The organism is Pseudomonas sp. PAMC 25886, assembly GCF_000242655.1.
Classification (GTDB): Bacteria; Pseudomonadota; Gammaproteobacteria; order Pseudomonadales; family Pseudomonadaceae; genus Aquipseudomonas.
Genome location: NZ_AHHC01000084.1, coordinates 41,898 through 65,390 on the forward strand (window position 1 = coordinate 41,898; position 23,493 = coordinate 65,390).

The following is a 23,493-nucleotide window of genomic DNA, read 5'->3' on the forward strand; positions in this document are numbered from 1 at the left end:
CTGGATACCCAGGTTTGCGGCGGCGTACATTAGCAGGGTTTGCCGGGTTAGCGGCTAGTCACATGCTGTTCCAGCAGGATCCGATTCGAAAGCGACACCAGTTCGCCATCGTCGGTCAGCACTGTTGTCTTAACCGTGCCGATCTCCTCGATCTGCCCTTCGACCTCGCCCACACGCACTTGTTGCCCAACCTGATACAGCTCACGCACATAGATTCCCGCAAGAATCTGCCCGGCAATTTCCCGGCTTCCCAGTCCCATGGCCAGCGCAACGGCCAGACCAACGGTAATCAAAACAATCACAATCACATGGTTCAGCAGGTCAGTCTTGACCTCCAACTGGCTGATCGCGACCGAAATACTGATGATAATCACCAGGCCCTGAGCGATTCGCCCCAGGCCGCTGGCGTAATCCAGCCCTACCCCTTCAGCCGCGCCGCGCACCAGGCCATTGGCCAGTTGCGCCAGCAAAACCCCTACGAGCAGCACCAGCGCGCCACCGAATACCTTCGGCAAATACAACGCCAGCATGTCGAGCGTAGCTGAAACTCGCTCAAGTCCAAGGGATTCAGCCGCAGAAACCAGAAAAATCAGCAAAACAAACCAATAAACGATCTTGCCGATCAATGTCGAGATCGGCACTTGCAGCCCGGCACGTCCCAGAATCTTGGTCAGGCCGGTACCGCCCATCAGTCGATCGAGACCCAGTTTAGCCAGCAATTTGGAGAGCAGGGTGTCGAGCAGCTTGGCCACGACAAAACCCAGCAGTACCACCACCAGGGCACCAAACAGGTTGGGAATGAAATTCGCCACCTTGGTCCACAGCGCAGTCATTGCAGTTACCAGACTCTGGGTCCAGAGATCGAGTTCCATATTCATTCAGCCTTATCAGCAGTGCGAGCAAGAGGTTTACGACGGGAAACCGGTGAAACATGGGCCGAACCGTTGTTCAGGGCCATCATCAATGCCGGCAACCAGCGGCCGAGCAGACCGAACAGGTCCCCCGCCCCGACCTGGCGGTTGGCGGTTTTCAAAACGCGACCCAGGCAAGCATCGTCGTCCCGGTTGGACGGCGAAGCATTCAGCATGTCACGCAAAGACTGTTCGAACGGATCGTGCATAAAAACCTCTCGCAAGTGATTTAAAAGACGAGGGTAAAATTCTTCGGGTCACATGACCTCTTTCCACGTTCAGGTCACATTCAGGTCAGACCCAACGTAAACGTCGAAACAACCACCACTGCCCGACCGCCACCGTGACCATCATCAGGCAGGCAATCAGGAACCCGTAAGGGCTGGAAGAGAACGGAATTCCCCCCACATTGATCCCCAGCAAACCGGTCAGGAAACTCATCGGCAGGAAGATCCCGGTGATGATCCCGAAGCGGTACATGGTGCGGTTCATGCGCAGGCTCAAACGCCGGTCTTCGGTCTCAAGCACAAGCCCCACGCGCTCCCGGGCCAATTCGAGCTCTTCCAGGTAACGGGTCAGGCTGTTGTTCAATTCGTTCCAGTAGTCAGCATCGTCGTCGCAGAACCAGGGCAGTTTGATCCGGGTCAACTGCGCGAAAATATCCCGCTGCGGCGACAGGAAACGTTTCAGCCCGGCGGCGCGCCGACGGATCTGCAAAACGCTGCCATGCTCCGGGGTATACCGTTCGTCGGCATCCAGTTTTTCTTCTTCGATATCGACGATTTCAGACAGATCACTGACCAGATCCTGGACCTTGTTGGTCAGGTACTGCGCCATATAAAGGACCAGTTCCGACGACGTTTTCGGCCCCTTGCCATCCGCCAACTGCACCAGCAGCTCATCCGTTGCACGTAACGGGCGCAAGCGCAGGGAAATCACCCGCGCGGCCGAGGCAAAGATACGCACCGAGACCATGTCTTCCGGTTCGGCGCCGGGGTTCAGGTTGACACCGCGTAAAAACAGCAGCAGTTCGGCGTCCGGCAGCGGCAACAGGCGTGGGCGGGTGTTTTCCTCCAGCAGCAGGTCACACGCGAACTCGCTCAAGCCGCTGGATTTGCGCAACCAGGTCTGGGTCTGGGGATGGCTACGGTCCCAATGCAGCCACAGGCTTTCCTGAGGCTGCAGTTGCAGCTCATCAAGCTCTGTCCGGGCAATCGAACGCGCACCACCCTTACCGTCCAGCACCAGGGCATGCACCAGCCCCCACTGCGCGTTTTCTTCCTCGAACATCCTCACCCCTGTCGGCTACTGCTATTTATTCAGGCATTTTCAGCGGGCTGGGGGAGACGATCACACCGTTATTGTCGGCGTACACGTACTCACCCGGGCGGAAGGTCACGCCAGCGAAGGTCACCGCCACGTTCAAATCGCCGATACCGCGCTTTTCTGTCTTCATCGGGTGGCTGGCCAGGGCCTGTACACCCAAATCGGTCTGGGCAATCACGTCCACATCGCGGATGCAGCCGTAGATCACCAGCCCTTCCCAGCCGTTTTTCGCGGCTTTCTCGGCAATCATGTCGCCCAGCAACGCACGGCGCAGGGAACCACCACCGTCGACCACCAGCACCTTGCCGGCGCCATTGAGTTCGGCTTGTTCCTTGACCAGGGAATTGTCTTCAAAGCACTTGATGGTCACGATCTCGCCACCAAAGGAGTCTCGGCCGCCGAAATTGCTGAACATCGGCTCAACCACCTGCACCAGCTCCGGGTAGGCGTCACACAGGTCGGGGGTAAGGTAATGGTTCATCGAGAAACTCCTGTAGGTGAAAGAAGGTGTCAAACATCCCACTGTTTACTTACATCTGGAAACGCTTTGCCATGAAGGTTCTTTAATCCGGGCCGAATAGTCAGGCCCATCCGACAGCAACGCAAGACCCACTGCGCGACTGAATATGACCAGAACCACCCAACGCGTCATATCTTAGCCGCTACGGCAAACAAGCGAAACGCCCCTGATAGAGCCTTGCGCTCAAACCACAGCAAGTTCCTGCGACTGCGCCCCCGCCAAAGGTGTAAGCGGATCTTTCAGCCAACGCCTCACCAACGGCCACACTTCAGCCTGGGCAGCCTTGCTGACGAGCATCTCGACGTGCCCGAAATCCCCGCTGAACCCTTGCCGGCGCCCCAGGCACAGGTACTGGCGATGCTCGGAGCCGACTTGCTCGAAGAGTTTGCGACAGGCCCAGTCCGGGTCCTGGTGATCGCCGGCAGCGCTCACCGCCAATAGCGGCACGTCGACCGCTGCCAGGCCTTTCCACCAATCCTGCTTCCCTTCGCCAAAGCGGCCGAACAGGCCATTCCAGCGCATGGCTTCAATCAGCACACCTGCCGGTTCGTCCTCCGGGCCGCGTTTCCACCGAGCACCGGACAATTGGCCAAAGCGCTTCAAGAGCAGGCGACCGGTCCATTCCAACGGTGGCAGTTTCAACGGCCAATGGGTACGGCTGACCTGGCAGCCAAACAGCGCCACCGAGGCCACTGCCGGCGCGCCAAGGTGCTGCCCACCCAGGGCCGCAGCCAGGGTTGTGCCACCCAGGGAATGCCCGATCCAGTGGGGAATCTGCCCACTTTGCTCGCGCACAAAGGCAGCAATGGCCGGCAAGTCGTAGCGAGCATAGTCGGCAACGCGGTTTTTGGCGTAGTCGTGGTTACGTCGGGACAGCCCGTGGCCGCGCATTTCCGGGATCCAGACGTCGAACCCCTCGCGCGCCAGGTAAGCGCCCAGGCCGATCCCCTTGGGCGAATACCAAAAGCGTCGGTTGGAGAAACTGCCATGCAACAAAACCACCGGCACGCCCCGGTTTTCCGGGACATCGGCCAGGCCCAGGCGGGTCACGGCCAGCTCGACGGTGCCGTCAGGGCTGTTGCCGGGCTTGAGGCGATACACATCTTCACTCAGGTCGCCACGACGCTCAGCGCTGATCAAGGCGACAGGAAACAGGTTGCTGCTGCTTTGCATAATGCTCTTGCACAAAAAAGGGCGGCGTCCGGAAGGAGTTCCGCCCTGTACAGAATGAGAAATGCCGGCCAACCCTAACGATTGACCAGCACTTTTTGAGGTTGCGTCTTACGCCTGAGCTTGACCTTCAGCCAGGAAGAACCAGGTTTCCAGTACCGAATCGGGGTTCAGCGAGACGCTTTCGATGCCCTGTTCCATCAGCCATTTGGCCAGGTCGGGGTGATCGGAAGGGCCTTGGCCGCAGATCCCGATGTACTTGCCAGCCTTGTTGCACGCCTGGATGGCGTTGGCCAGCAGCTTCTTGACCGCAGGGTTACGCTCGTCGAACAGGTGGGCGATGATCCCCGAGTCGCGGTCCAGGCCCAGGGTCAATTGGGTCAGGTCGTTGGAGCCGATGGAGAAGCCGTCGAAGAATTCCAGGAACTCTTCAGCCAGGATGGCGTTGGACGGCAGCTCGCACATCATGATGACGCGCAGGCCGTTCTCGCCACGGGACAGGCCGTTTTCAGCCAGCAGGTCCACCACCTGGCTCGCCTCGCCCAGGGTGCGCACGAATGGCACCATGATTTCGACGTTGGTCAGGCCCATCTCGTTGCGCACGCGCTTGAGGGCGCGGCATTCCAGCTCGAAGCAGTCGCGGAAGGCTTCGCTGATGTAACGCGAGGCGCCCCGGAAGCCCAGCATCGGGTTTTCTTCTTCCGGCTCGTAGAGCTTGCCGCCGATCAGGTTCGCGTATTCGTTGGACTTGAAGTCCGACAGCCGCACGATGACCTTTTTCGGGTAGAACGCCGCCGCCAGGGTGCTGATGCCTTCCACCAGCTTCTCGACGTAGAAGCCCACCGGGTCGTTGTAGCCGGCGATGCGCTTGTCGACGCTTTCCTTGATGTCCGGCGGCAGGCCGTCGTAGTTCAACAGTGCCTTGGGGTGCACGCCGATCATGCGGTTGATGATGAACTCCAGGCGGGCCAGGCCCACACCGGCGTTCGGCAACTGCGCGAAGTCGAAGGCGCGGTCCGGGTTGCCGACGTTCATCATGATCTTGAACGGCAGGTCGGGCATGGCGTCGATGGAGTTTTGCTTGATGTCGAAGCCCAGTTCACCTTCGAAGATGAAGCCGGTGTCGCCTTCGGCGCAGGACACAGTCACGCCCTGGCCGTCTTTCAACAGTTGGGTGGCGTTGCCGCAACCGACCACTGCCGGGATCCCCAGCTCACGGGCGATGATCGCCGCGTGGCAGGTACGCCCGCCACGGTTGGTGACGATGGCGCTGGCGCGTTTCATCACCGGTTCCCAGTCCGGGTCGGTCATGTCGGAGACCAGCACGTCGCCTGGCTGGACTTTGTCCATCTCGGACACGTCCTTGATGATCCGCACCTTGCCGGCGCCGATGCGCTGGCCGATGGCACGGCCTTCCACCAGCACGGTGCCGGTTTCTTTCAACAGGTAGCGTTCCATGACGTTGGCCGAGGTGCGGCTCTTCACGGTCTCAGGCCGGGCCTGAACGATGTACAGCTTGCCGTCGTCACCGTCCTTGGCCCATTCGATGTCCATCGGGCACTTGTAGTGCTTTTCGATGATCATCGCTTGTTTGGCCAATTCGCTGACTTCGGCGTCGGTGAGGCAGAAACGCGCACGTTCGGCCTTGTCGACATCAACGGTTTTTACCGAGCGACCGGCCTTGGCCTCGTCGCCGTAGATCATCTTGATCGCCTTGCTGCCCAGGTTGCGGCGCAGGATGGCCGGACGGCCGGCTTCAAGGGTGTGTTTGTGGACGTAGAATTCGTCCGGGTTCACCGCACCTTGTACGACGGTTTCGCCGAGGCCGTAGGCGCCGGTGATGAAGACCACGTCGCGAAAGCCCGACTCGGTGTCCAGGGTGAACATCACGCCGGCCGTGCCGGTTTCCGAACGCACCATGCGCTGCACACCGGCAGACAGGGCCACCAGCTTGTGGTCGAAACCCTGGTGTACACGGTAGGAAATGGCGCGGTCGTTGAACAGCGAGGCGAACACTTCCTTGGCCGCGCGGATCACGTTTTCCACGCCGCGGATGTTCAGGAAGGTTTCTTGCTGACCGGCGAAGGAGGCGTCTGGCAGGTCTTCGGCGGTGGCCGAGGAGCGCACGGCGACGGCCATGTCCGGGTTACCGGCCGACAGCGTGGCAAACGCGGTGCGGATCTCGGCGTTGAGCTTCTCGGGGAACTCGGCTTCCATGATCCATTGACGGATCTGGGCGCCGGTCTTGGCCAGGGCGTTGACGTCATCGACGTCCAGCGCATCGAGGGCGGCATGGATCTGATCGTTGAGGCCGCTCAACTCGAGGAAATCACGGTAAGCCTGGGCGGTGGTGGCAAAACCACCTGGAACCGATACACCGGCGCCCGCAAGATTACTGATCATCTCGCCCAGGGATGCGTTCTTGCCCCCTACGTGCTCTACATCATGGACGCCGAGCTTATCGAGGGAAACTACGTACTCTACCAAGGTGATCTCTCCACTTTCTGTATTGGAAAAGCTCAGGACGCCGGCGGCTCAGTAGGAGCGGTTACCGGCGTTTGTGGCCTGGACCTGGAAAATAAGTGAGAATGCGGCCCACTGCGGGACGGCAAAATCGCGCCTATCATATCCAAGATTCGTCATCAGCTTAAGGCCCAAGGCTCAAATGAAACGATCTGCTTTCTTTATCTCCGACGGCACCGGCATCACAGCCGAAACCCTGGGTCAAAGCCTGTTGGCGCAGTTCGAAAACATTACCTTCAGCAAATTCACGCGACCCTATATCGATAGCGTGGATAAAGCGCGAGCCATGGTACAACAAATCAATCTGGCGGCCGAAAAAGACGGATTTCGTCCGATCATTTTCGACACCATCGTCAATCAGGACATTCGTGAGATCCTCGCGACCTCCAATGGTTTCATGATCGACATCTTCTCTACCTTCCTGGCGCCGCTGGAACAAGAGTTAAGTGAACATTCGTCATACTCTGTCGGAAAATCTCACTCCATTGGCCACAACTCCAACTATATGGAGCGGATCGAGGCGGTGAACTTTGCCCTCGACAACGACGACGGCGCCCGCACCCACTACTACGACAAGGCTGATTTGATCCTGGTGGGCGTGTCCCGCTGCGGCAAGACGCCGACCTGCCTTTATATGGCCATGCAATTCGGGATTCGCGCGGCCAACTACCCGCTGACCGAAGACGACATGGAGCACCTGACACTGCCTGCCGCCCTGCGCGCGCACCAGCACAAGCTGTTCGGGCTGACCATTGACCCGGACCGGCTGACAGCGATTCGTAATGAACGCAAGCCCAATAGCCGATACTCCAGCTATGCGCAGTGCGAATTTGAAGTGCGGGAAGTAGAAAATCTGTTCCGCCGGGAGAATATTGCGCACATCAATTCCACGCATTTTTCGGTGGAAGAGATTTCGGCGAAGATTCTGGTGGAGAAAGGGGTGGAGCGGCGGTTCAAGTAACCGGTTGTTCAGACACCACTGATCCCCTGTGGCGAGGGGGCTTGTCCCCCGTTGGGCTGCGAAGCGGCCCCAGTAATGCCACCGCAGTCTCTCAGACAGAACGGCGTCGGCAGGTTTGGGGCTGCTGCGCCGCCCAACGGGGGACAAGCCCCCTCGCCACAAGGGTCTATTTTCACAAGTGGAATCTCCCCCCGCCCTGCCCCAGCGCCGTCGCCAGCGCATCAAACCCTGCCAGCAACAACTGATCATCCCCCGACGTGTTGCAGATACTCGCCCGGATAAACTGCGGCACCGCCGTCTGGCCCACCGCAAACGCTTCGGCTGTGGCAATCAGGTAATTATTCTGCTTCAGCTCTGCCTCGATTTCCGACGCGCGCCAAGGCTCCGGGACTTCGATCCAGAAGTGCGGGCTATTGAGATGGGTGCGATATTCCAGGCCGATCAGCAGCCCTTCCACCAACGCCTTGCGTCGGCTGATTTCCTGGATTTGCTGGTGCAGCAGGTGCTCCGCCGTGCCGTTTTCGATCCATTGGGTGGCCAGTTCCAGGGTCACCGGCGTGGCCATCCAGCAGGTTGAGCGCAGCGCCGCGGAAATCCGGCTGACCAGCGCCGGTGGCGCATGCACGTACCCCACACGCAACCCCGCCGACACTGCCTTGCTCAGGCTGCTGATCAGAATTGTACGTTCCGGCGCGAAATGGCTCAGGGGCGGCGGACGATCTTCCACCAACACGCCGTGGGCCTCGTCCTCGAGAATCAGCAGGTTGTGTTCACGGCAGACCTTGACCAGCGCCTCACGGCGCGCGACCGACAGCACCGCCGTCGTAGGATTCTGGATGGTCGGCGTGCAGTACAACGCTGAAACCCGGTGATTGCGGCACACCTCATCCAGCGCCCCCGGCAACAGCCCTTCTTCGTCCATTTCCAGGCCGATCAGGCGTATCCCCAGCATGCGCGCGGCGGTGATCAGCCCCGGGTAGGTCAACTGTTCGGTGACCACCGTGTCGCCGGCCCGCAACAGCGCCATCAATGCGCACAGCAGCCCGTGCTGGCCGCCGTTCACGCAAATCACCTGCTCGGGAATCGGATGGAAATCCCGCTGCACCAGCCACTGCGCGCCCGCCGCACGGTAGCGCGGCAACCCGGCGTCCGGGGTGTAGGCGCTGATGTCCTGCAAAAACTTGGCGTTGGTGGCCAGTGTCTGGAAGCTTTGGGCCAGGAACGTGGTCTCCTGCCCGGGGATATGCATGTTGCGGCTCATATCAAAATACTGCCGCGGCTCGTCGCTGAAGTTGCGAAAGCCTTCATCCCTTTGGCGCTCCATCCCACGCTTGCGCACGAAGGTGCCGTCACCCACCCGCGCCACCACTAACCCCAGCCGTTCCAGCTCACCGTAGGCGCGACTGATGGTGCCAATGGTCACCCCCAGATTGTCGGAAAGCACCCGATGAGGCGGCAGTTTTCTTCCCGGTTCAATCAAGCCTTCAAGAATGCCCCGCTCCATGACATCGGACAGGCGTTTGTACTTCACGCCCTGCCCGCTGGAGAGTCCTTCTCGCATAATTGACACCATGTCAATATTTGTTTTGACAGCCATCATTCGCCCTAATAGTGTGCTTTTACGGGTTCAATCACCGAATCAAGGCACTCAATATAGAGGTCAATTCGGTCTCATGGAAGCAATGTCACGATGCCAATGTCCGCCGTTCTCGAAAACGCTGAAAAAACAAAAACTCACAAGCAGTGGTTGGCTGGGCTGATTACCAGTGTGATGTTCCTGATCGTGTGCCTGAGCTGGGGCACCACCTGGCTGGGCATCAAGATCGCCGTGGAAAGCGTGCCGCCGCTGACCTCCGCCGGGCTGCGCTTTCTGATCGCCTTTCCGCTGTTCCTGTGTTTTGCCTGGGTGCGCCGCGAGCCGATCCTGTTTCCCCGGGAAAGCCGCTGGTTCTTCGTATTTGTGACGCTGTCCTACTTCAGCGTGCCGTATTACCTGCTCAACTACGGCGAGATGCATGTCTCGTCCGGCCTCACCGCCCTGCTGTTCAGCTGCATGCCGGTGTTTATCCTGATTTTCTCTGCGCTGTTCCTGCGTGAACGCATCTACTTTTCCCAGGTGGTCGGTATCGCCATCGGTTTCGGCAGCCTGTACATGATCATCAAGAGCCAGGGCCTGCACCTGGACCATGCCGAGTTCTTCGGGGTGCTGGCGATTCTGACCGCCGCGATCATGCATGCCCTGTGCTACGTGATTACCAAGAAACAAGGCAGCGCCATCAGCGTGATTACCTACAACACCCTGCCCATCGGCATCGCCGGGATGATGCTGTTTGTCGCCGGCCTGTGGTTTGAAACCCCGACCTTCGAAGACATCACCCTGCGCTCCTGGAGTGCGCTGTTCTACCTCGGCCTGGTGGCCTCGGTGGGCGGTTTTATCGTGTATTTCATGCTGCTCAAGCGCCTGAGCCCGATCATTTTGTCCTTCGTGTTCATCATCTTCCCGGTGTTCGCGGTGATCATCGGTGCCTGGTACGAAGGCGTGCAGATTTCCAGGGACCTGATGATGTATTCGGCGATCCTGCTGGCCGGTTTTGCAATTACCAAGCTGCCCATCGAAAAGCTCCTGGCGAAGAAAAACTGAGATGAAGGTCCTGAGCCCGAGCGCCCTGGAGCAGATTTACGCCCACGCCGACCGCAGCTACCCCGAGGAATGCTGCGGTTTCGTTTTCGCCGATGGCAGCGTGTACCTGGGCAGCAATATCCAGAACGAACTGCACCGCAAGAACCCCGAGATGTATTCACGCAGCGCTGCCAACGGCTACACCTTTTCGGTGGCCGACACGCTGATGATGAACAAGGCGTTTCGCAGTGATAACCCGGTGGTGGTGATCTACCACTCCCACCCTGACGTCGGCGCGTATTTCAGCGACGAAGACCAGGACAAGGCCCTCTTCATGGGCGAGCCGATCTACCCCGTGAGCTACCTGGTGGTGGATGTTCGCCAGGGCAAGACCCAAGGTTCCAAGCTGTTTGCCTGGGATGGCAAGCGCTTCGCCCAAAACCCCTTCAACGACCTGCAAACGGAGTTGTGCATGAACGCTGTCTCTTTCCCCGACATCCTGGTCCGCGTGGCCAAGCTGCCAGCATCGACCCTTGAGGGTGCCGGATCGACATTGCGCGAAGTCATTGAAAACCTGTGCACCGAGCACCCGCAGTTACGGGCGCACCTGCTCTACGAGAACAACCAGCTCAAGGAACACTTCCTGTTCACCGCCGAGGAAGCGCTGATCGACGCCAACGACACGTTGCCCGAGAAAGCGAAAATCGAAGTGCTGCTGGCCACGTCCGGCGGCATGGACGTCGACTCACTGAGCAACGAAGAAGTGCAGCGCTACGTGCGCCACATCACCCTGCCCGGCGTCGGCCGCGAAGGCCAACTGAACCTGAAGAAAGCCCGCGTGCTGATCATCGGCACCGGCGGCCTCGGTTCGCCCATCAGCCTGTACCTGGCGGCCGCCGGCATCGGCACCCTGGGGCTGGTGGATTTCGACGTGGTGGAAAGCAGCAACCTGCAACGCCAGATCGTCCACGGCAACAGCACCCTGGGCCTGCCCAAGGTCGAGTCCGCCAGGCGGCGCTTGCAGGACCTGAACAGCCACATCCAGATCAACACCTACGACACCGCCTTCAACACCGACAACGCCCTGGAACTGGTGGGCGCCTATGACCTGGTGATCGACGGCACCGACAATTTCGAAACCCGCTATCTCGTCAACGATGCCTGCGTGCAACTGGGCAAACCGTTGGTGTACGGCGCCATCTACCGTTTCGACGGGCAGATCAGCGTGCTCAACTATAAAGGCGGGCCGTGCTACCGCTGCCTGTTTCCCCAGGCCCCGCCGGCGGAACTGGCACCCAATTGCAGCGCCGGCGGCGTCATCGGCGTATTGCCCGGCGTAGTCGGGATGATCCAGGCCACCGAGGCGATCAAGCTGTTGATCGGCATTGGCGAACCGTTGTCGGGCCGGCTGATGCGTTTTGATGCACTGGCGATGAAATTCAGCGAGATCCGCTTCAAGCGCCGCGCCGACTGCCCTTGCTGCTCGGAACTGCGCCACAGCCAATCCGTCGCACCTGCCGTGTGTGCGGATGCCGTGCCGAGCCAGCCGTCGTTGGCCGAAGAGCGCTACATCAAGCCACGGGTGCTCAAGCAACTGCTCGAACAACACAGCAAGGCCGACGTGTTGCTGGACGTGCGCGATGCCAGCGAACTGGAAGTGTGCAAGTTGCCAGGCGTGGTGCACATCCCGCTGGCCGAACTCGACGGGCAACTCGCCACCCTCAGCCGTGACAACACGCACTACCTGATCTGCTACGCCGGAACGCGCGCGGAACAAGCCGCCACTACCCTGCTGGCAGCCGGATTCGCCAACACCAAAGTACTGCAAGGTGGCATGAAACACTGGGTTCGCGACGTCGAACCCGACATGCCTTTGTACTGATCAGCGGCCATGGGTTCTTACTTGATGTTGCATAACTCGATACTCGACGCGATTGGCCAAACGCCCATCGTGCGCCTGGAACAGTTTTCCGAAGACCTCGGCATTGAGGTCTACGCGAAGCTGGAGTCCCTCAACCCCGGCGGCAGCCACAAGGCGCGCATCGCCCTGGGCATGATCCTCGACGCCGAGCGCCGGGGCATTCTGATCCGTGGCTCAGGGCAAACCATTATCGAGCCCAGCGGTGGCAACACCGGCATCGGCCTGGTGATGGCCGGCAACGTGCTGGGCTACAAAGTGGTGCTGGTGATCCCCGACAACTACAGCCCCGAGAAGCAGAAACTGCTGCGCCTCTATGGCGCCCGGGTGGTGCTGTCGGACAGCCGCCTGGGCAACAATTCCCACGGTGAAAAGTGCATGGAACTGCAGCTGGAAAACCCCAGCTACGTGATGCTCAACCAGCAGCGCAACGGCGCCAACCCGCAAACCCACCGCGACACCACCGCCCGGGAAATCATCCGAGCCTTCGGCGAGCAGCGGGTGGACTACTTCGTCAGCGGCATCGGCACCGGCGGCCATATCACCGGCATCGGCGAAACCCTCAAGGCCACCTGGCCGGCGATCCGCGTGATGGGCGTGGAGCCGGAGGAGTGCGACCTGCTCAGCGACCGCCACGCCCCCCACCATATCCAGGGCCTCTCCATTGGCCTGATCCCGAGCATTCTCAACGTCGCGATCATTGACGGGATGCTCAAGGTGTCGCGCCAGGAATGCATCGACATGATCAAACGCATCATGCGCACCGACGCCATCAGCCTCGGGTTGTCCTCGGCCGCCAACATGGTGGCCATCGCCAAGCTGGCGCCGGAGCTGCCTACCGACACCGTTGTGCTGACCATGGTCTACGACAGTGCCGACGGTTATTTGCCCTGTTTTGAATAACAACTATTGCGGGGGTGCCTCCATGGGGGGCTTTATCGACATGCAACAACTGCACGATGAGTTGCTCACCCACCTCATCACCACGCTGACGCCAACGCAGTTGAAGCAACTGGAAGAGCACCTTGGCACGCTGGTCCAGGCGGCGGCCCAGGCGGTGGCCGAAGACCTGATCGCCTATGCCTGGCGCGACCCGGCGTCCCGCGGGCGCGGGGAGCTGATCCTGGAGTCCTACGCCTCGTTCAAGGCGGTGCTGTACTACCGGCTGGCGCACCTGGTGTGGAATTTCCCGGACAAGAACAACGGCGTGTTTTGCGCCATCGCCCTGAAGCTGAGCAACCAGGGCAAGATTTTGTCAGGCGCCGAAATTCATCCCGCCGCGCGGATCGGCCGGCGCTTTGTGCTGGACCACGGCTACGGCACGGTCATCGGTGAAACCTGCGAGATCGGCAACGACTGCTACATCCTCTGTGGCGTGACCCTGGGCGCCCGGGGCATCGCCAACAACCCCGACGGCAAGCGCCATCCGCGCCTGGGCAACAACGTGGAAGTCGGTTCCGGCGCGCGGGTGCTCGGTTATGTGCTGATCGGCGACAACGTGTTTATCAGCCCTTCCTGCGTGATCACCCAGGACGTGCCGGCCGGCACCAAGGTCAAGGTGGTCAACCAGATCCAGTTGCAGAAAAACGACGAGTCGGACCACAGCAACTACCTCGGCGCGTTTGCCCTCGACGAGCGGCTGCACGTGGTCGGCGAGGTCAACGCCAGCCACAAGGTCACGGTGCTGGACGCCGACTTTCATCCCCTGCCCGGCCTGCTGCTGGAGCCGACGGTCAAGGAACGCCACCACCTGCAGTTCCGCCTGCGCCATATCGAGACAACGGCCTACCCGCCACGCCTGCCACTGAACCTGAAAGTGACCGGGCCCGAATTTGAAATCACCCTGCTCTCTCCCCCTGGCTTGAGCGCGATGGTTCGTCGCCTGCTGCAAGCCAGCCCACTGATCGTCGGAGGTTGAACATGTCCGTGCACACCATGGAAACCCTCGCGCTGTTCGACAGCGCGCCTTACCAGAATGCCTTCAGTGCGCGGGTGATTGCCGTCAGTGAACAAGGAATCGCCCTGGAACACACGCTGTTCTACCCCACCGGCGGCGGGCAGCCGGGGGACACCGGCCACTTCATCCTGCCCGATGGCAGCCGCGTCGACATCACCGGCACCGTGCGCGACCCGGTGCTGCGCTCGATCATCTGGCACCAGGTGGAACACTGCCCTGAACAACTGGCCGCCGGGATGCAGGTGGACGCCAGCCTGGATTGGGAGCGCCGCTACCAGCACATGAAAATGCACACCTGCCTGCACCTGCTGTGTTCGATCATCGACGCGCCGGTAACCGGCTGCAGCATCGGCTTTGATAAGGGCCGCCTGGATTTCGACCTGCCGGAAATGACCCTCGACAAAGAGACCATCACCCGCGACCTCAATGCCTTGATCGAACAGGCCCACGCGGTGAAAACCCTGTCCATGCCGGCCTCGGAGTATTCCACCCTGCTGCAGATCACCCGCACCCAGGCGGTGGCACCACCGGTGATCCAGGGTTCGGTACGGGTGATCGAAATTGCCGGAATCGACATCCAGCCTTGTGGCGGCACCCATGTGACCAATACCGAGGAAATCGGCCGGGTGTTCTGCGAAAAGATCGAGAAGAAGAGCAAACACAACCGCCGGGTGATCCTGCGGTTTGAATAGCGCTCGAGCGACGGCTGGGGCACCAACGCCCTAGCTGCAGTTCGTACAGGAAACTGACAGCAAATTTATGTGCTTGTAACATTCAGAAACGTACAATCCCGCCTGCAACGCCTCGTTGCCCCTGACTCGCGAAAACAGCGCCCTTCGTTCCCGGTGGGTCATTCGTGCAGCAGCTAAGCTCACTCCCATCACGCCCTGAACCTGAACGCTGCAGGAATGACTGCCTATGAAAAGAGTGCTCCGTCACTACATCCCTGCGTCCACATTGCGCTTGTTGCCCAACCGCTGGGACCTGGTCGCCCTGCCCCTGGTGATCGGCTTTTTATTGTTTTTCTCCATCACTGCCCGGGAAACCTGGGCGCCCATCGCCACCTTGCAAAGTGAAGTCATCTCCCTTGACCCGGCCAACCTGCCGGAATACGCGATGCGCACCACCATGCGCATGCTCGCGGCGATGGTGGCAGCACTGGTGTTCACCCTGTTGTACGGCACCCTGGCCGCCAAAAGCCGGCGCGCCGAGAAACTGCTGGTGCCGGTGCTCGACATCCTGCAATCGGTGCCGGTGCTGGGTTACATCTCGTTTACCGTGACGTTCTTCCTGCTGCTGTTCCCCGGGCGCGTGCTCGGCGCGGAGTTCGCGGCCATCTTTGCGATTTTCACCAGCCAGGCCTGGAACATGACGTTCAGCTTCTACCAGTCGCTGCGCATGCTGCCCCATGACCTGGTGGAAGTGTCGACCAACCTGCGGCTGTCCGGCTGGCAGAAGTTCTGGAAGCTCGACGTGCCCTTCGCCATGCCGGGGCTGGTGTGGAACATGATGATGAGCATGTCCGGCGGCTGGTTTTTCGTGGTCGCCTCCGAGGCCATTACCGTCGGCGACAAGACCATCACCTTGCCGGGCGTGGGTTCGTACCTGGCCCTGGCGATTGCCCAGAAAGACCTGCACGCCGTGGGTTACGTGATCCTGGCGATGATCGTGGTCATCCTGATGTATGACCAGTTCCTGTTCCGCCCGTTGGTGGCCTGGGCCGACAAGTTCCGCATGGAAACCACCGCCTCCCAAGGCGCGGCGCCGCAATCCTGGCTGCTGAACCTGATCCAGCGCACGCGCATCGTCCAGCGCATCCTGCGGCCTGTCACCCGCGCCATCAGCCGCATCGGCAACAAGCGCTTCAGCCTGGCAGGCGGTGCACTCAAGGCGTTGCCGGCAGAGACACCAAAAGCCTCAAAAGTGATCGACTGGGTGTGGGGCACACTCATCGCGCTGCTGGCCGCTTATGCGCTGTATCACATCGTGCAGTACGTCGGCACCGAAGTGACCCTGGCCGAAGTCGGCCATGTGTTTGTGCTGGGCCTGATCACGCTGTTGCGGGTGGCTGGCCTGATCCTGATCGCCTCGCTGATCTGGGTGCCGCTGGGGGTGATGATCGGCTTGCGCCCGGCCCTTGCGGAAAAAATCCAGCCGCTGGCGCAATTTCTCGCGGCCTTCCCGGCGAACCTGCTGTTCCCGGTGTTCGTGATCGTGATCCTGCACTACAACCTCAACCCGGATATCTGGCTGAGCCCGCTGATTGTGCTGGGTACCCAGTGGTACATCCTGTTCAACGTGATCGCCGGCGCCAGCGCGTTTCCCAACGATTTCAAGGAAGCCGCCGCCAACTTCCGCATTCGCGGCTGGCTGTGGTGGCGCAAGGTGATGCTGCCGGGGATTTTCCCGTACTACGTCACTGGCGCCATTACCGCCTCGGGCGGTGCCTGGAACGCCAGCATCGTGTCCGAGTACGTTTCCTGGGGCCAGGACAAGGTGGTCGCCCACGGGCTGGGTGCCTACATCGCACAGACCACCGCTGCCGGCGACTTCCCGAAAATCGCCCTGGGCGTGGTGGTGATGTCGATCTTCGTGGTGGCGTTCAACCGCGCGGTCTGGCGGCCGATGTACGCCATGGCTGAAAACAAACTTCGTCTGAATTGATGGGATTCGCTGTGATGACTACCTATACCGAGCACACCGCCGACACCCCGGAAATCTACTCGTTGAAAAACGTGAACCGGGTGTTCGGCAAAGGTAAAGACGAGCTGCAAGTCCTCAGCGGCGTGGACTTGAGCCTGCACGAAGGCGAGATTGTCGGCATGCTCGGCCGCTCAGGCTCGGGCAAGTCGACCTTGCTGCGCATCATCGCAGGGCTGATCCAGCCGTCGTCAGGCGAAGTACGCTACAACGGCGCGCCACTCAACGGCCCGGCCGAAGGCGTGGCCATGGTGTTCCAGACCTTCGCGCTGTTCCCGTGGCTGACCGTGCTGGAAAACGTCGAGGCCGGGCTGCAAGCCTTGCAGGTCGAGCGCAAGGAAACTCGCAGGCGCGCCCTGGCCGCCATCGACCTGATCGGCCTGGACGGTTTTGAAAACGCCTACCCGCGGGAACTGTCCGGCGGCATGCGCCAGCGTGTGGGTTTCGCCCGCGGGCTGGTGGTCAACCCGACGCTGCTGTTGATGGACGAACCGTTCTCGGCGCTGGACGTGCTCACCGCTGAAACCCTGCGCACCGACCTGCTGGACCTGTGGAGCGGCAAGCAGCTGCCGATCAAATCGATCCTGATCGTGACCCACAACATCGAAGAAGCCGTGCTGATGTGCGACCGCATCCTGGTGCTGTCGTCCAATCCTGGCCGGGTGGTAGCCGAGATCAAGGTGCCGTTTGCACACCCGCGCAACCGGCTGGACCCGACCTTCAGGCAAATGGTCGACGACATCTATGCCCTGATGACCGACCGCCGCAGCGCTGACGCGAGCAGGGGTTTACCCGAGCTGAAAATGGGCAGCCTGCTGCCGGAAGTGTCCACCAACCTGATGGCCGGCCTGATCGAAACCCTGGCCGCCGAACCCTACAACGGCCACGCCGGCCTGCCGACCGTGGCCGAACGGCGCTTGCTGGAGGTCGACGATCTGTTCCCGGTCGCGGAGATGCTTGAGCATTTGGGCTTTGCCGAACTCAAGGGTGCCGACATCACCCTCACCGACGCCGGCAAACTGTTCGCCGACTACGGCACCCAGGAGCGTAAAACCCTGTTCGCCGAACATTTGATCCGCCACGTGCCATTGGCCGCCCGCATTCACCAGGTGTTGCTGGAGCGCAGCGGCCACCGCGCGCCACGGGTGCGTTTCGAGCAGGAACTGGAAGACTCGATGACAGAAGCCTTTGTGGAAAAAACCCTGGAAAGCGTGGTGGCGTGGGGACGGTATGCGGAGATTTTCTCCTATGACGACCATACCGAGACGTTCAGCCTGGATGACGTAGAAGGCAGCATGTAACGGCGCGATGTCGACCACTTTCCATTGAACAACACAGAACAAATGTGGGAGCTGGCTTGCCTGCTCCCACATTGATTGGGTTTACACAGTGAGTGCCGTGGTGTTTCTCAGATCACGAACAGGTCCACAAACCGGTTCACGGGCGTTGCCTCAAGCCGTGCCTGATCCTTGCACAGCGCAAAAATCTCGGCACTGCGCTGAGCGGTAAACCGGGTCGCCAGGTTGGCCTTGAACTTGTCTTCCAGCAACGGAATCCCATCCACCCGACGGCGACGGTGGCCAATCGGGTATTCCACGGCCACCTGTTCGGTGCTGGAGCCATCCTTGAAGAACACCTGCACCGCGTTGGCGATGGAGCGCTTGTCGGCCTCCAGGTATTCGCGGCTGTAGCGCGGTTCCTCGACGATGACCATCTTGTCCCGCAGCTCATCGATGATCGGATGGGCCGCGTGGAACTCATCCTCGTATTGCTCCGCCACCAGGTTGCCAAACGCCAGCGGCACGGCGGTCATGTACTGGAGGCAATGGTCACGGTCCGCCGCGTTGGCCAACTGCCCGACCTTGGAAATGATGCGGATCGCCGACTCGTGGGTGGTGATGACAATCCTGTCGATCTCATGCAGGCGGTGCTTCACGTGTGGGTGCAACGTGACCGCCGCCTCGCAGGCGGTTTGTGCGTGGAACTCGGCGGGGAAGCTGATCTTGAACAGGACGTTCTCCATCACATACGTACCGTAAGGCTGCGACAGGCTGAAGGCGCGCTTGCCCTCGGGCTTGAGCGCCAGGTCCTTGTTGGTGTGGCTGAACAGCACGTCATAAAAACCCCACTGCGGCGCACTCAACACCCCGGGAATGCCCATCTCGCCGCGCATGGTGATGTCGGCCAGGCGCACCCCGCGACTCGACGCATCCCCCGCCGCCCACGACTTGCGCGAACCGGCGTTCGGCGCATGGCGATACGTACGCAATGCCTGGCCGTCGACAAACGCCTGGGACAGCGCCGACAGCAGTTGCTCACGGTTGGCGCCCATCAGTTTGGCGGTGACGGCGGTGGAGGCGACTTTCACCAGCAACACATGGTCGAGGCCGACACGGTTGAAGGAGTTTTCCAGGGCAATCACGCCCTGGATTTCGTGCGCCATGATCATCGCCTCCAGTACCGCCCGCACGGTCAGCGGCGCATCGCCATTGGCCACGCGTTTTTGCGAGAGGTGGTCGGCGACGGCGAGGATGCCGCCCAGGTTATCGGAAGGATGGCCCCACTCGGCGGCGAGCCAGGTGTCGTTGTAGTCGAGCCAGCGCACGATGCAGCCGATGTCCCACGCGGCCTTGACCGGGTCCAGGCGGAACGAGGTGCCCGGCACCCGCGCACCGAATGGCACCACCGTGCCTTCGACGATCGGCCCCAGATGCTTGGTGCACTCCGGGAAACGCAGGGCCAGCAGGCCGCAACCGAGGGTGTCCATCAGACAGTTGCGGGCGGTGTCCAGGGCGTCGCGGGATTCGATCCTGAAGCCCAGGACGTAGTCGGCGATGTCCTGCAGGACCTGGTCGTAGTCGGGGCGGTTGTTCTGGTCGACGTTGGCGCTCATGGCAGTACTCCAAAGTGGGTTAGGTGTGTTCCATCCTCAGGGTCAGGGTTGAAGTGTTATAAAAGGCAGGTCTTGGTGCCTGCCTGTGATCGGTTAGAAAGAGTCGCCGGGCACGCGCACGAAACCTTCCATCAACACCCGCGCACTGCGGCTCATGATGGCTTTTTTCACGACCCATTCACCGTCGACCTGGCTGGCCTCGGCGCCTACGCGCAACGTGCCGGACGGATGCCCGAACCGCACCGCATTGCGCTCCACACCGCCCGCCGCCACATTCACCAGCGTGCCGGAAATCGCCGCCGCCGTGCCAATTGCCACCGCTGCCGTGCCCATCATCGCGTGGTGCAACTTGCCCATGGACAGCGCCCGTACCAGCAGGTCTACATCGCCTGCCTTGATCGCCTTGCCGCTGGACGCCACGTAGTCCGCAGGCCGTGCCACAAACGCCACCTTCGGCGTGTGCTGACGCTGGGCCGCTTCGTCCAGGTGCTTGATCAGGCCCATGCGCAGCGCACCGTGGGCGCGGATGGTTTCAAACATCGCCAGGGCTTTGGGGTCGCTGTTGATCGCGCCCTGCAGCTCGGTGCCGGTGTAACCCAGGTCCTGGGCATTGATAAAGATGGTGGGAATCCCGGCATTGATCAGCGTCGCCTTGAACGTGCCGACACCCGGCACTTCCAGGTCATCCACCAGGTTGCCGGTAGGGAACATCGAGCCACCGCCGCCCTCTTCTTCCGCCGCCGGGTCCATGAATTCCAATTGCACTTCGGCGGCCGGGAAGGTCACGCCGTCCAGTTCGAAGTCGCCGGTCTCCTGCACCACGCCGTCGGTGATCGGCACGTGGGCGATGATGGTCTTGCCGATATTCGCCTGCCAGACACGCACCACGGCCACGCCGTTTTGCGGAACGCGTGCGGCGTCCACCAGGCCCGCGCTGATGGCGAAGGAGCCCACCGCCGCCGACAGGTTGCCGCAATTGCCGCTCCAGTCCACGAATGGCTTGTCGATGGACACCTGGCCAAACAGGTAGTCCACGTCGTGATCGGCGTGGGTGCTTTTGGCGAGGATTACGGTTTTGCTGGTGCTGGAGGTCGCACCGCCCATGCCGTCGATTTGCTTGTCATACGGATCGGGGCTGCCGATCACCCGCAGCAACAATGCATCCCGCGCAGCGCCGGGAACCTGGGCCGACTCGGGCAAATCCTTGAGGCTGAAAAACACCCCTTTACTGGTGCCGCCACGCATGTAGGTGGCGGGAATCTTGATCTGCGGTACGTGTGCCATGGTGGTCCTCATGGGCCGGGGCGTTCACCCCGGCCGCAGTTGTCAGGCGGTAACAGCCGATTCCAGGAAGTCCTGGGCAAAACGTTGCAACACGCCGCCCGCTTCGTAGATCGACACTTCTTCAGCCGTGTCCAGGCGGCAGGTCACCGGCACCTCGACACGCTCGCCATTCTTGCGGTTGATCAACAAGGTCAGCTGGGCACGCGGGGTGCGTTCGCCGATCACGTCGTAGGTTTCGGTACCGTCGATCTTCAAGGTCTTGCGGTCGGTGCCCGGCAGGAACTCCAGGGGCAACACGCCCATGCCCACCAGGTTGGTGCGGTGGATGCGCTCGAAGCCTTCGGCGGCGATCGCCTCCACACCGGCCAGGCGTACGCCCTTGGCCGCCCAGTCCCGGGACGAACCCTGGCCGTAGTCAGCACCGGCGATGATGATCAGCGGCTGCTTGCGTTCCATGTAGGTTTCGATGGCTTCCCACATGCGCGTGACCTTGCCTTCCGGCTCCAGGCGCGCCAGCGAACCCTGCTTGACCTTGCCGTCTTCAATGACCATTTCATTGAACAGTTTCGGGTTGGCGAAGGTGGCTCGCTGCGCGGTCAAATGGTCGCCCCGGTGAGTCGCGTAGGAGTTGAAGTCGACTTCCGGCAGGCCCATTTTCGCCAGGTATTCGCCGGCGGCACTGTCGAGCATGATCGCGTTGGACGGCGACAGGTGATCGGTGGTGATGTTGTCTGGCAGCACTGCCAGCGGGCGCATGCCCTTGAGCGGGCGCGCACCGGCCAGGGCGCCTTCCCAGTAAGGCGGGCGGCGGATGTAGGTGCTCTGCGGGCGCCAGTCGTACAGCGGCGTGACTTTGGGGCCGGTGTCTTCGTGGATCGCAAACATCGGGATGTAGACCTGGCGGAACTGCTCCGGCTTGACCGAGGCCTTGACCACCGCGTCGATTTCTTCGTCGCTCGGCCAAATGTCCTTCAGGCGGATTTCCTGGCCGTTGGCGTCCAGGCCCAGCACGTCTTTTTCGATGTCGAAACGGATGGTGCCGGCAATTGCGTAAGCCACCACCAGCGGCGGCGAAGCGAGGAACGCCTGCTTGGCATACGGGTGGATACGGCCGTCGAAGTTGCGGTTGCCCGAGAGCACGGCGGTGGCGTACAGATCGCGGTCGATGATCTCTTGCTGGATCACCGGGTCGAGTGCTCCGGACATGCCATTGCAGGTGGTGCAGGCAAACGCCACCACGCCAAAACCCAACTGCTCCAGTTCGCTGGTCAGCCCTGCTTCGTCGAGGTACATCGCCACGGTTTTCGAGCCCGGCGCCAGGGACGACTTGACCCACGGTTTGCGGGCCAGCCCGAGCTTGTTGGCGTTACGCGCCAGCAACCCGGCAGCAATCACGTTGCGCGGGTTGCTGGTGTTGGTGCAACTGGTGATAGCGGCGATGATCACCGCGCCGTCGGGCATTTGCCCCGGCACGTCATCCCACTGGCCAGAGATGCCCTTGGCCGCCAGGTCGCTGGTGGCAACACGGGCGTGTGGGTTGCTCGGGCCGGCCATGTTGCGCACCACCGAGGACAAATCGAAGCTCAGGCCACGCTCGTATTGCGCGCCCTTGAGGTCGTCTGCCCACAGGCCGGTGTGGCGAGCGTATTGCTCCACCAGCGTCACTTGCTCGTCTTCACGGCCGGTGAGTTTGAGGTAGGCGATGGTCTGCTGGTCGATGTAGAACATCGCGGCCGTGGCGCCGTATTCCGGGGCCATGTTGGAGATGGTGGCGCGGTCGCCGAGGGTCAGCGCGGAGGCGCCTTCACCGAAGAACTCCAGCCACGCACCCACGACTTTTTGCTTGCGCAGGAACTCGGTCAGCGCCAGCACCATGTCAGTGGCGGTGATGCCCGGCTGCAGCTTGCCCGTGAGCTCCACGCCGACGCTTTCCGGCAGGCGCATCCACGAGGCGCGGCCGAGCATCACGCTCTCCGCTTCGAGGCCACCAACGCCGATAGCGATCACGCCCAGGGCGTCTACATGCGGCGTGTGGCTGTCGGTGCCGACGCAGGTATCCGGGAAGGCCACGCCGTCGCGCACCTGGATCACCGGAGACATTTTCTCCAGGTTGATCTGGTGCATGATGCCGTTGCCCGGCGGGATCACGTCGACGTTCTTGAAGGCCTTTTTGGTCCACTCGATAAAGTGGAAACGGTCTTCGTTGCGACGGTCTTCGATGGCGCGGTTTTTCTCGAACGCGTCCGGGTCAAAACCACCGGCTTCGACGGCCAGGGAGTGGTCGACGATCAGTTGGGTCGGCACCACCGGGTTGACCTGGGCCGGGTCACCGCCTTGCAGGGCGATGGCATCGCGCAGGCCGGCGAGGTCCACCAGGGCGGTCTGGCCGAGAATGTCGTGGCACACCACACGGGCCGGGAACCATGGGAAATCGAGGTCGCGCTTGCGCTCGATCAGTTGGCTCAGGGAAGCGTCGAGGGTCGCCGGGTCGCAGCGACGCACCAGGTTCTCGGCGAGTACGCGGGAGGTGTACGGCAGTGTGGCGTAGGCGCCGGGGGTGATTGCATCGACCGCCGCACGGGCGTCGTAGAAATCGAGGCGGCTGCCGGGCAGCGGTTTGCGGTGTTCAGTGTTCATAGGCTGGGACTCGGTCACGGTAAGGTGTACAGCAAAAACCTGTGGCACTGGCCTGGATGAACACGGTCCCTGT

At 61.3% G+C, this 23,493-nt stretch carries 18 protein-coding genes; 8 read left to right on the top strand and 10 right to left on the bottom strand.

What is annotated here, in order from left to right:
* Nucleotides 1–47: 47 nt before the first annotated feature.
* From MUM_RS0128405 to ppsA, 6 genes are all read right to left on the bottom strand, one after another.
* Nucleotides 48–872, bottom strand: coding sequence for a mechanosensitive ion channel family protein (locus MUM_RS0128405; RefSeq protein ID WP_008432650.1), 825 nt, complete (start codon nt 870–872; stop codon nt 48–50).
* A gap of 2 nt (nt 873–874) precedes the next feature.
* Nucleotides 875–1,120 carry a hypothetical protein gene (locus tag MUM_RS0128410; protein ID WP_003215011.1) on the bottom strand — a complete coding sequence of 82 codons (246 nt, stop codon included), beginning with the start codon at nt 1,118–1,120 and terminating at the stop codon, nt 875–877.
* 85 nt (nt 1,121–1,205) lie between these two features.
* On the bottom strand, nt 1,206–2,201 hold the full coding sequence (locus MUM_RS0128415; protein WP_003215009.1) for a zinc transporter ZntB: 996 nt from the start codon (nt 2,199–2,201) through the stop codon (nt 1,206–1,208).
* 25 nt (nt 2,202–2,226) lie between these two features.
* Nucleotides 2,227–2,718, bottom strand: coding sequence for a ribonuclease E activity regulator RraA (gene rraA, locus MUM_RS0128420; protein WP_010176422.1), 492 nt, complete (start codon nt 2,716–2,718; stop codon nt 2,227–2,229).
* 222 nt (nt 2,719–2,940) lie between these two features.
* Nucleotides 2,941–3,930: an alpha/beta fold hydrolase gene (locus MUM_RS0128425; protein WP_010176423.1), complete on the bottom strand. Its 990-nt coding sequence runs from the start codon at nt 3,928–3,930 to the stop codon at nt 2,941–2,943.
* A gap of 108 nt (nt 3,931–4,038) precedes the next feature.
* On the bottom strand, nt 4,039–6,414 hold the full coding sequence (ppsA, locus tag MUM_RS0128430; protein WP_003215003.1) for a phosphoenolpyruvate synthase: 2,376 nt from the start codon (nt 6,412–6,414) through the stop codon (nt 4,039–4,041).
* Nucleotides 6,415–6,592: 178 nt separating this feature from the next.
* Here ppsA and ppsR point away from each other — a divergent pair, with 178 nt between their 5' ends.
* Nucleotides 6,593–7,411 (top strand): posphoenolpyruvate synthetase regulatory kinase/phosphorylase PpsR, encoded by an 819-nt coding sequence (gene ppsR / locus MUM_RS0128435; protein ID WP_010176424.1) that lies wholly within the window; start codon nt 6,593–6,595, stop codon nt 7,409–7,411.
* Between the two features lie 172 nt (nt 7,412–7,583).
* On the opposite strand, the gene MUM_RS0128440 is transcribed toward ppsR, so the two are convergent.
* Nucleotides 7,584–9,008 carry an aminotransferase-like domain-containing protein gene (locus MUM_RS0128440; protein ID WP_029616139.1) on the bottom strand — a complete coding sequence of 475 codons (1,425 nt, stop codon included), beginning with the start codon at nt 9,006–9,008 and terminating at the stop codon, nt 7,584–7,586.
* 150 nt (nt 9,009–9,158) lie between these two features.
* Between MUM_RS0128440 and MUM_RS0128445 the strand changes: the two genes are divergently transcribed.
* From MUM_RS0128445 to MUM_RS0128475, 7 genes are all read left to right on the top strand, one after another.
* On the top strand, nt 9,159–10,052 hold the full coding sequence (locus MUM_RS0128445; RefSeq protein WP_169389303.1) for a DMT family transporter: 894 nt from the start codon (nt 9,159–9,161) through the stop codon (nt 10,050–10,052).
* 1 nt (nt 10,053) lies between these two features.
* Nucleotides 10,054–11,913: a molybdopterin-synthase adenylyltransferase MoeB gene (gene moeB, locus MUM_RS0128450; protein ID WP_010176427.1), complete on the top strand. Its 1,860-nt coding sequence runs from the start codon at nt 10,054–10,056 to the stop codon at nt 11,911–11,913.
* Nucleotides 11,914–11,937: 24 nt separating this feature from the next.
* On the top strand, nt 11,938–12,852 hold the full coding sequence (locus MUM_RS0128455) for a PLP-dependent cysteine synthase family protein (protein ID WP_029616140.1): 915 nt from the start codon (nt 11,938–11,940) through the stop codon (nt 12,850–12,852).
* 22 nt (nt 12,853–12,874) lie between these two features.
* The gene (locus MUM_RS0128460; RefSeq protein WP_010176429.1) at nt 12,875–13,867 is read left to right on the top strand and encodes a serine O-acetyltransferase; all 993 of its coding nucleotides are present in this window, start codon (nt 12,875–12,877) and stop codon (nt 13,865–13,867) included.
* A 2-nt stretch (nt 13,868–13,869) separates the two neighbouring features.
* Nucleotides 13,870–14,598, top strand: a complete 729-nt coding sequence (locus tag MUM_RS0128465) for an alanyl-tRNA editing protein (protein ID WP_010176430.1) — start codon at nt 13,870–13,872, stop codon at nt 14,596–14,598.
* A 226-nt stretch (nt 14,599–14,824) separates the two neighbouring features.
* Nucleotides 14,825–16,570 (top strand): ABC transporter permease, encoded by a 1,746-nt coding sequence (locus tag MUM_RS0128470; RefSeq protein WP_010176431.1) that lies wholly within the window; start codon nt 14,825–14,827, stop codon nt 16,568–16,570.
* Nucleotides 16,571–16,584: 14 nt separating this feature from the next.
* The gene (locus MUM_RS0128475) at nt 16,585–17,907 is read left to right on the top strand and encodes an ABC transporter ATP-binding protein (protein WP_010176432.1); all 1,323 of its coding nucleotides are present in this window, start codon (nt 16,585–16,587) and stop codon (nt 17,905–17,907) included.
* Nucleotides 17,908–18,014: 107 nt separating this feature from the next.
* Here MUM_RS0128475 and prpD read toward each other — a convergent pair whose 3' ends face one another.
* The 3 genes from prpD to acnD all read right to left on the bottom strand — a co-directional run bounded on the left by prpD (nt 18,015) and on the right by acnD (nt 23,420).
* Complete coding sequence (gene prpD, locus MUM_RS0128480) at nt 18,015–19,499, bottom strand: 2-methylcitrate dehydratase (RefSeq protein WP_010176433.1); 1,485 nt, start codon at nt 19,497–19,499, stop codon at nt 18,015–18,017.
* Between the two features lie 93 nt (nt 19,500–19,592).
* On the bottom strand, nt 19,593–20,783 hold the full coding sequence (prpF, locus tag MUM_RS0128485; RefSeq protein ID WP_010176434.1) for a 2-methylaconitate cis-trans isomerase PrpF: 1,191 nt from the start codon (nt 20,781–20,783) through the stop codon (nt 19,593–19,595).
* 42 nt (nt 20,784–20,825) lie between these two features.
* Nucleotides 20,826–23,420 (bottom strand): Fe/S-dependent 2-methylisocitrate dehydratase AcnD, encoded by a 2,595-nt coding sequence (gene acnD / locus MUM_RS0128490; protein ID WP_010176435.1) that lies wholly within the window; start codon nt 23,418–23,420, stop codon nt 20,826–20,828.
* Between the last annotated feature and the right edge of the window lie 73 nt (nt 23,421–23,493).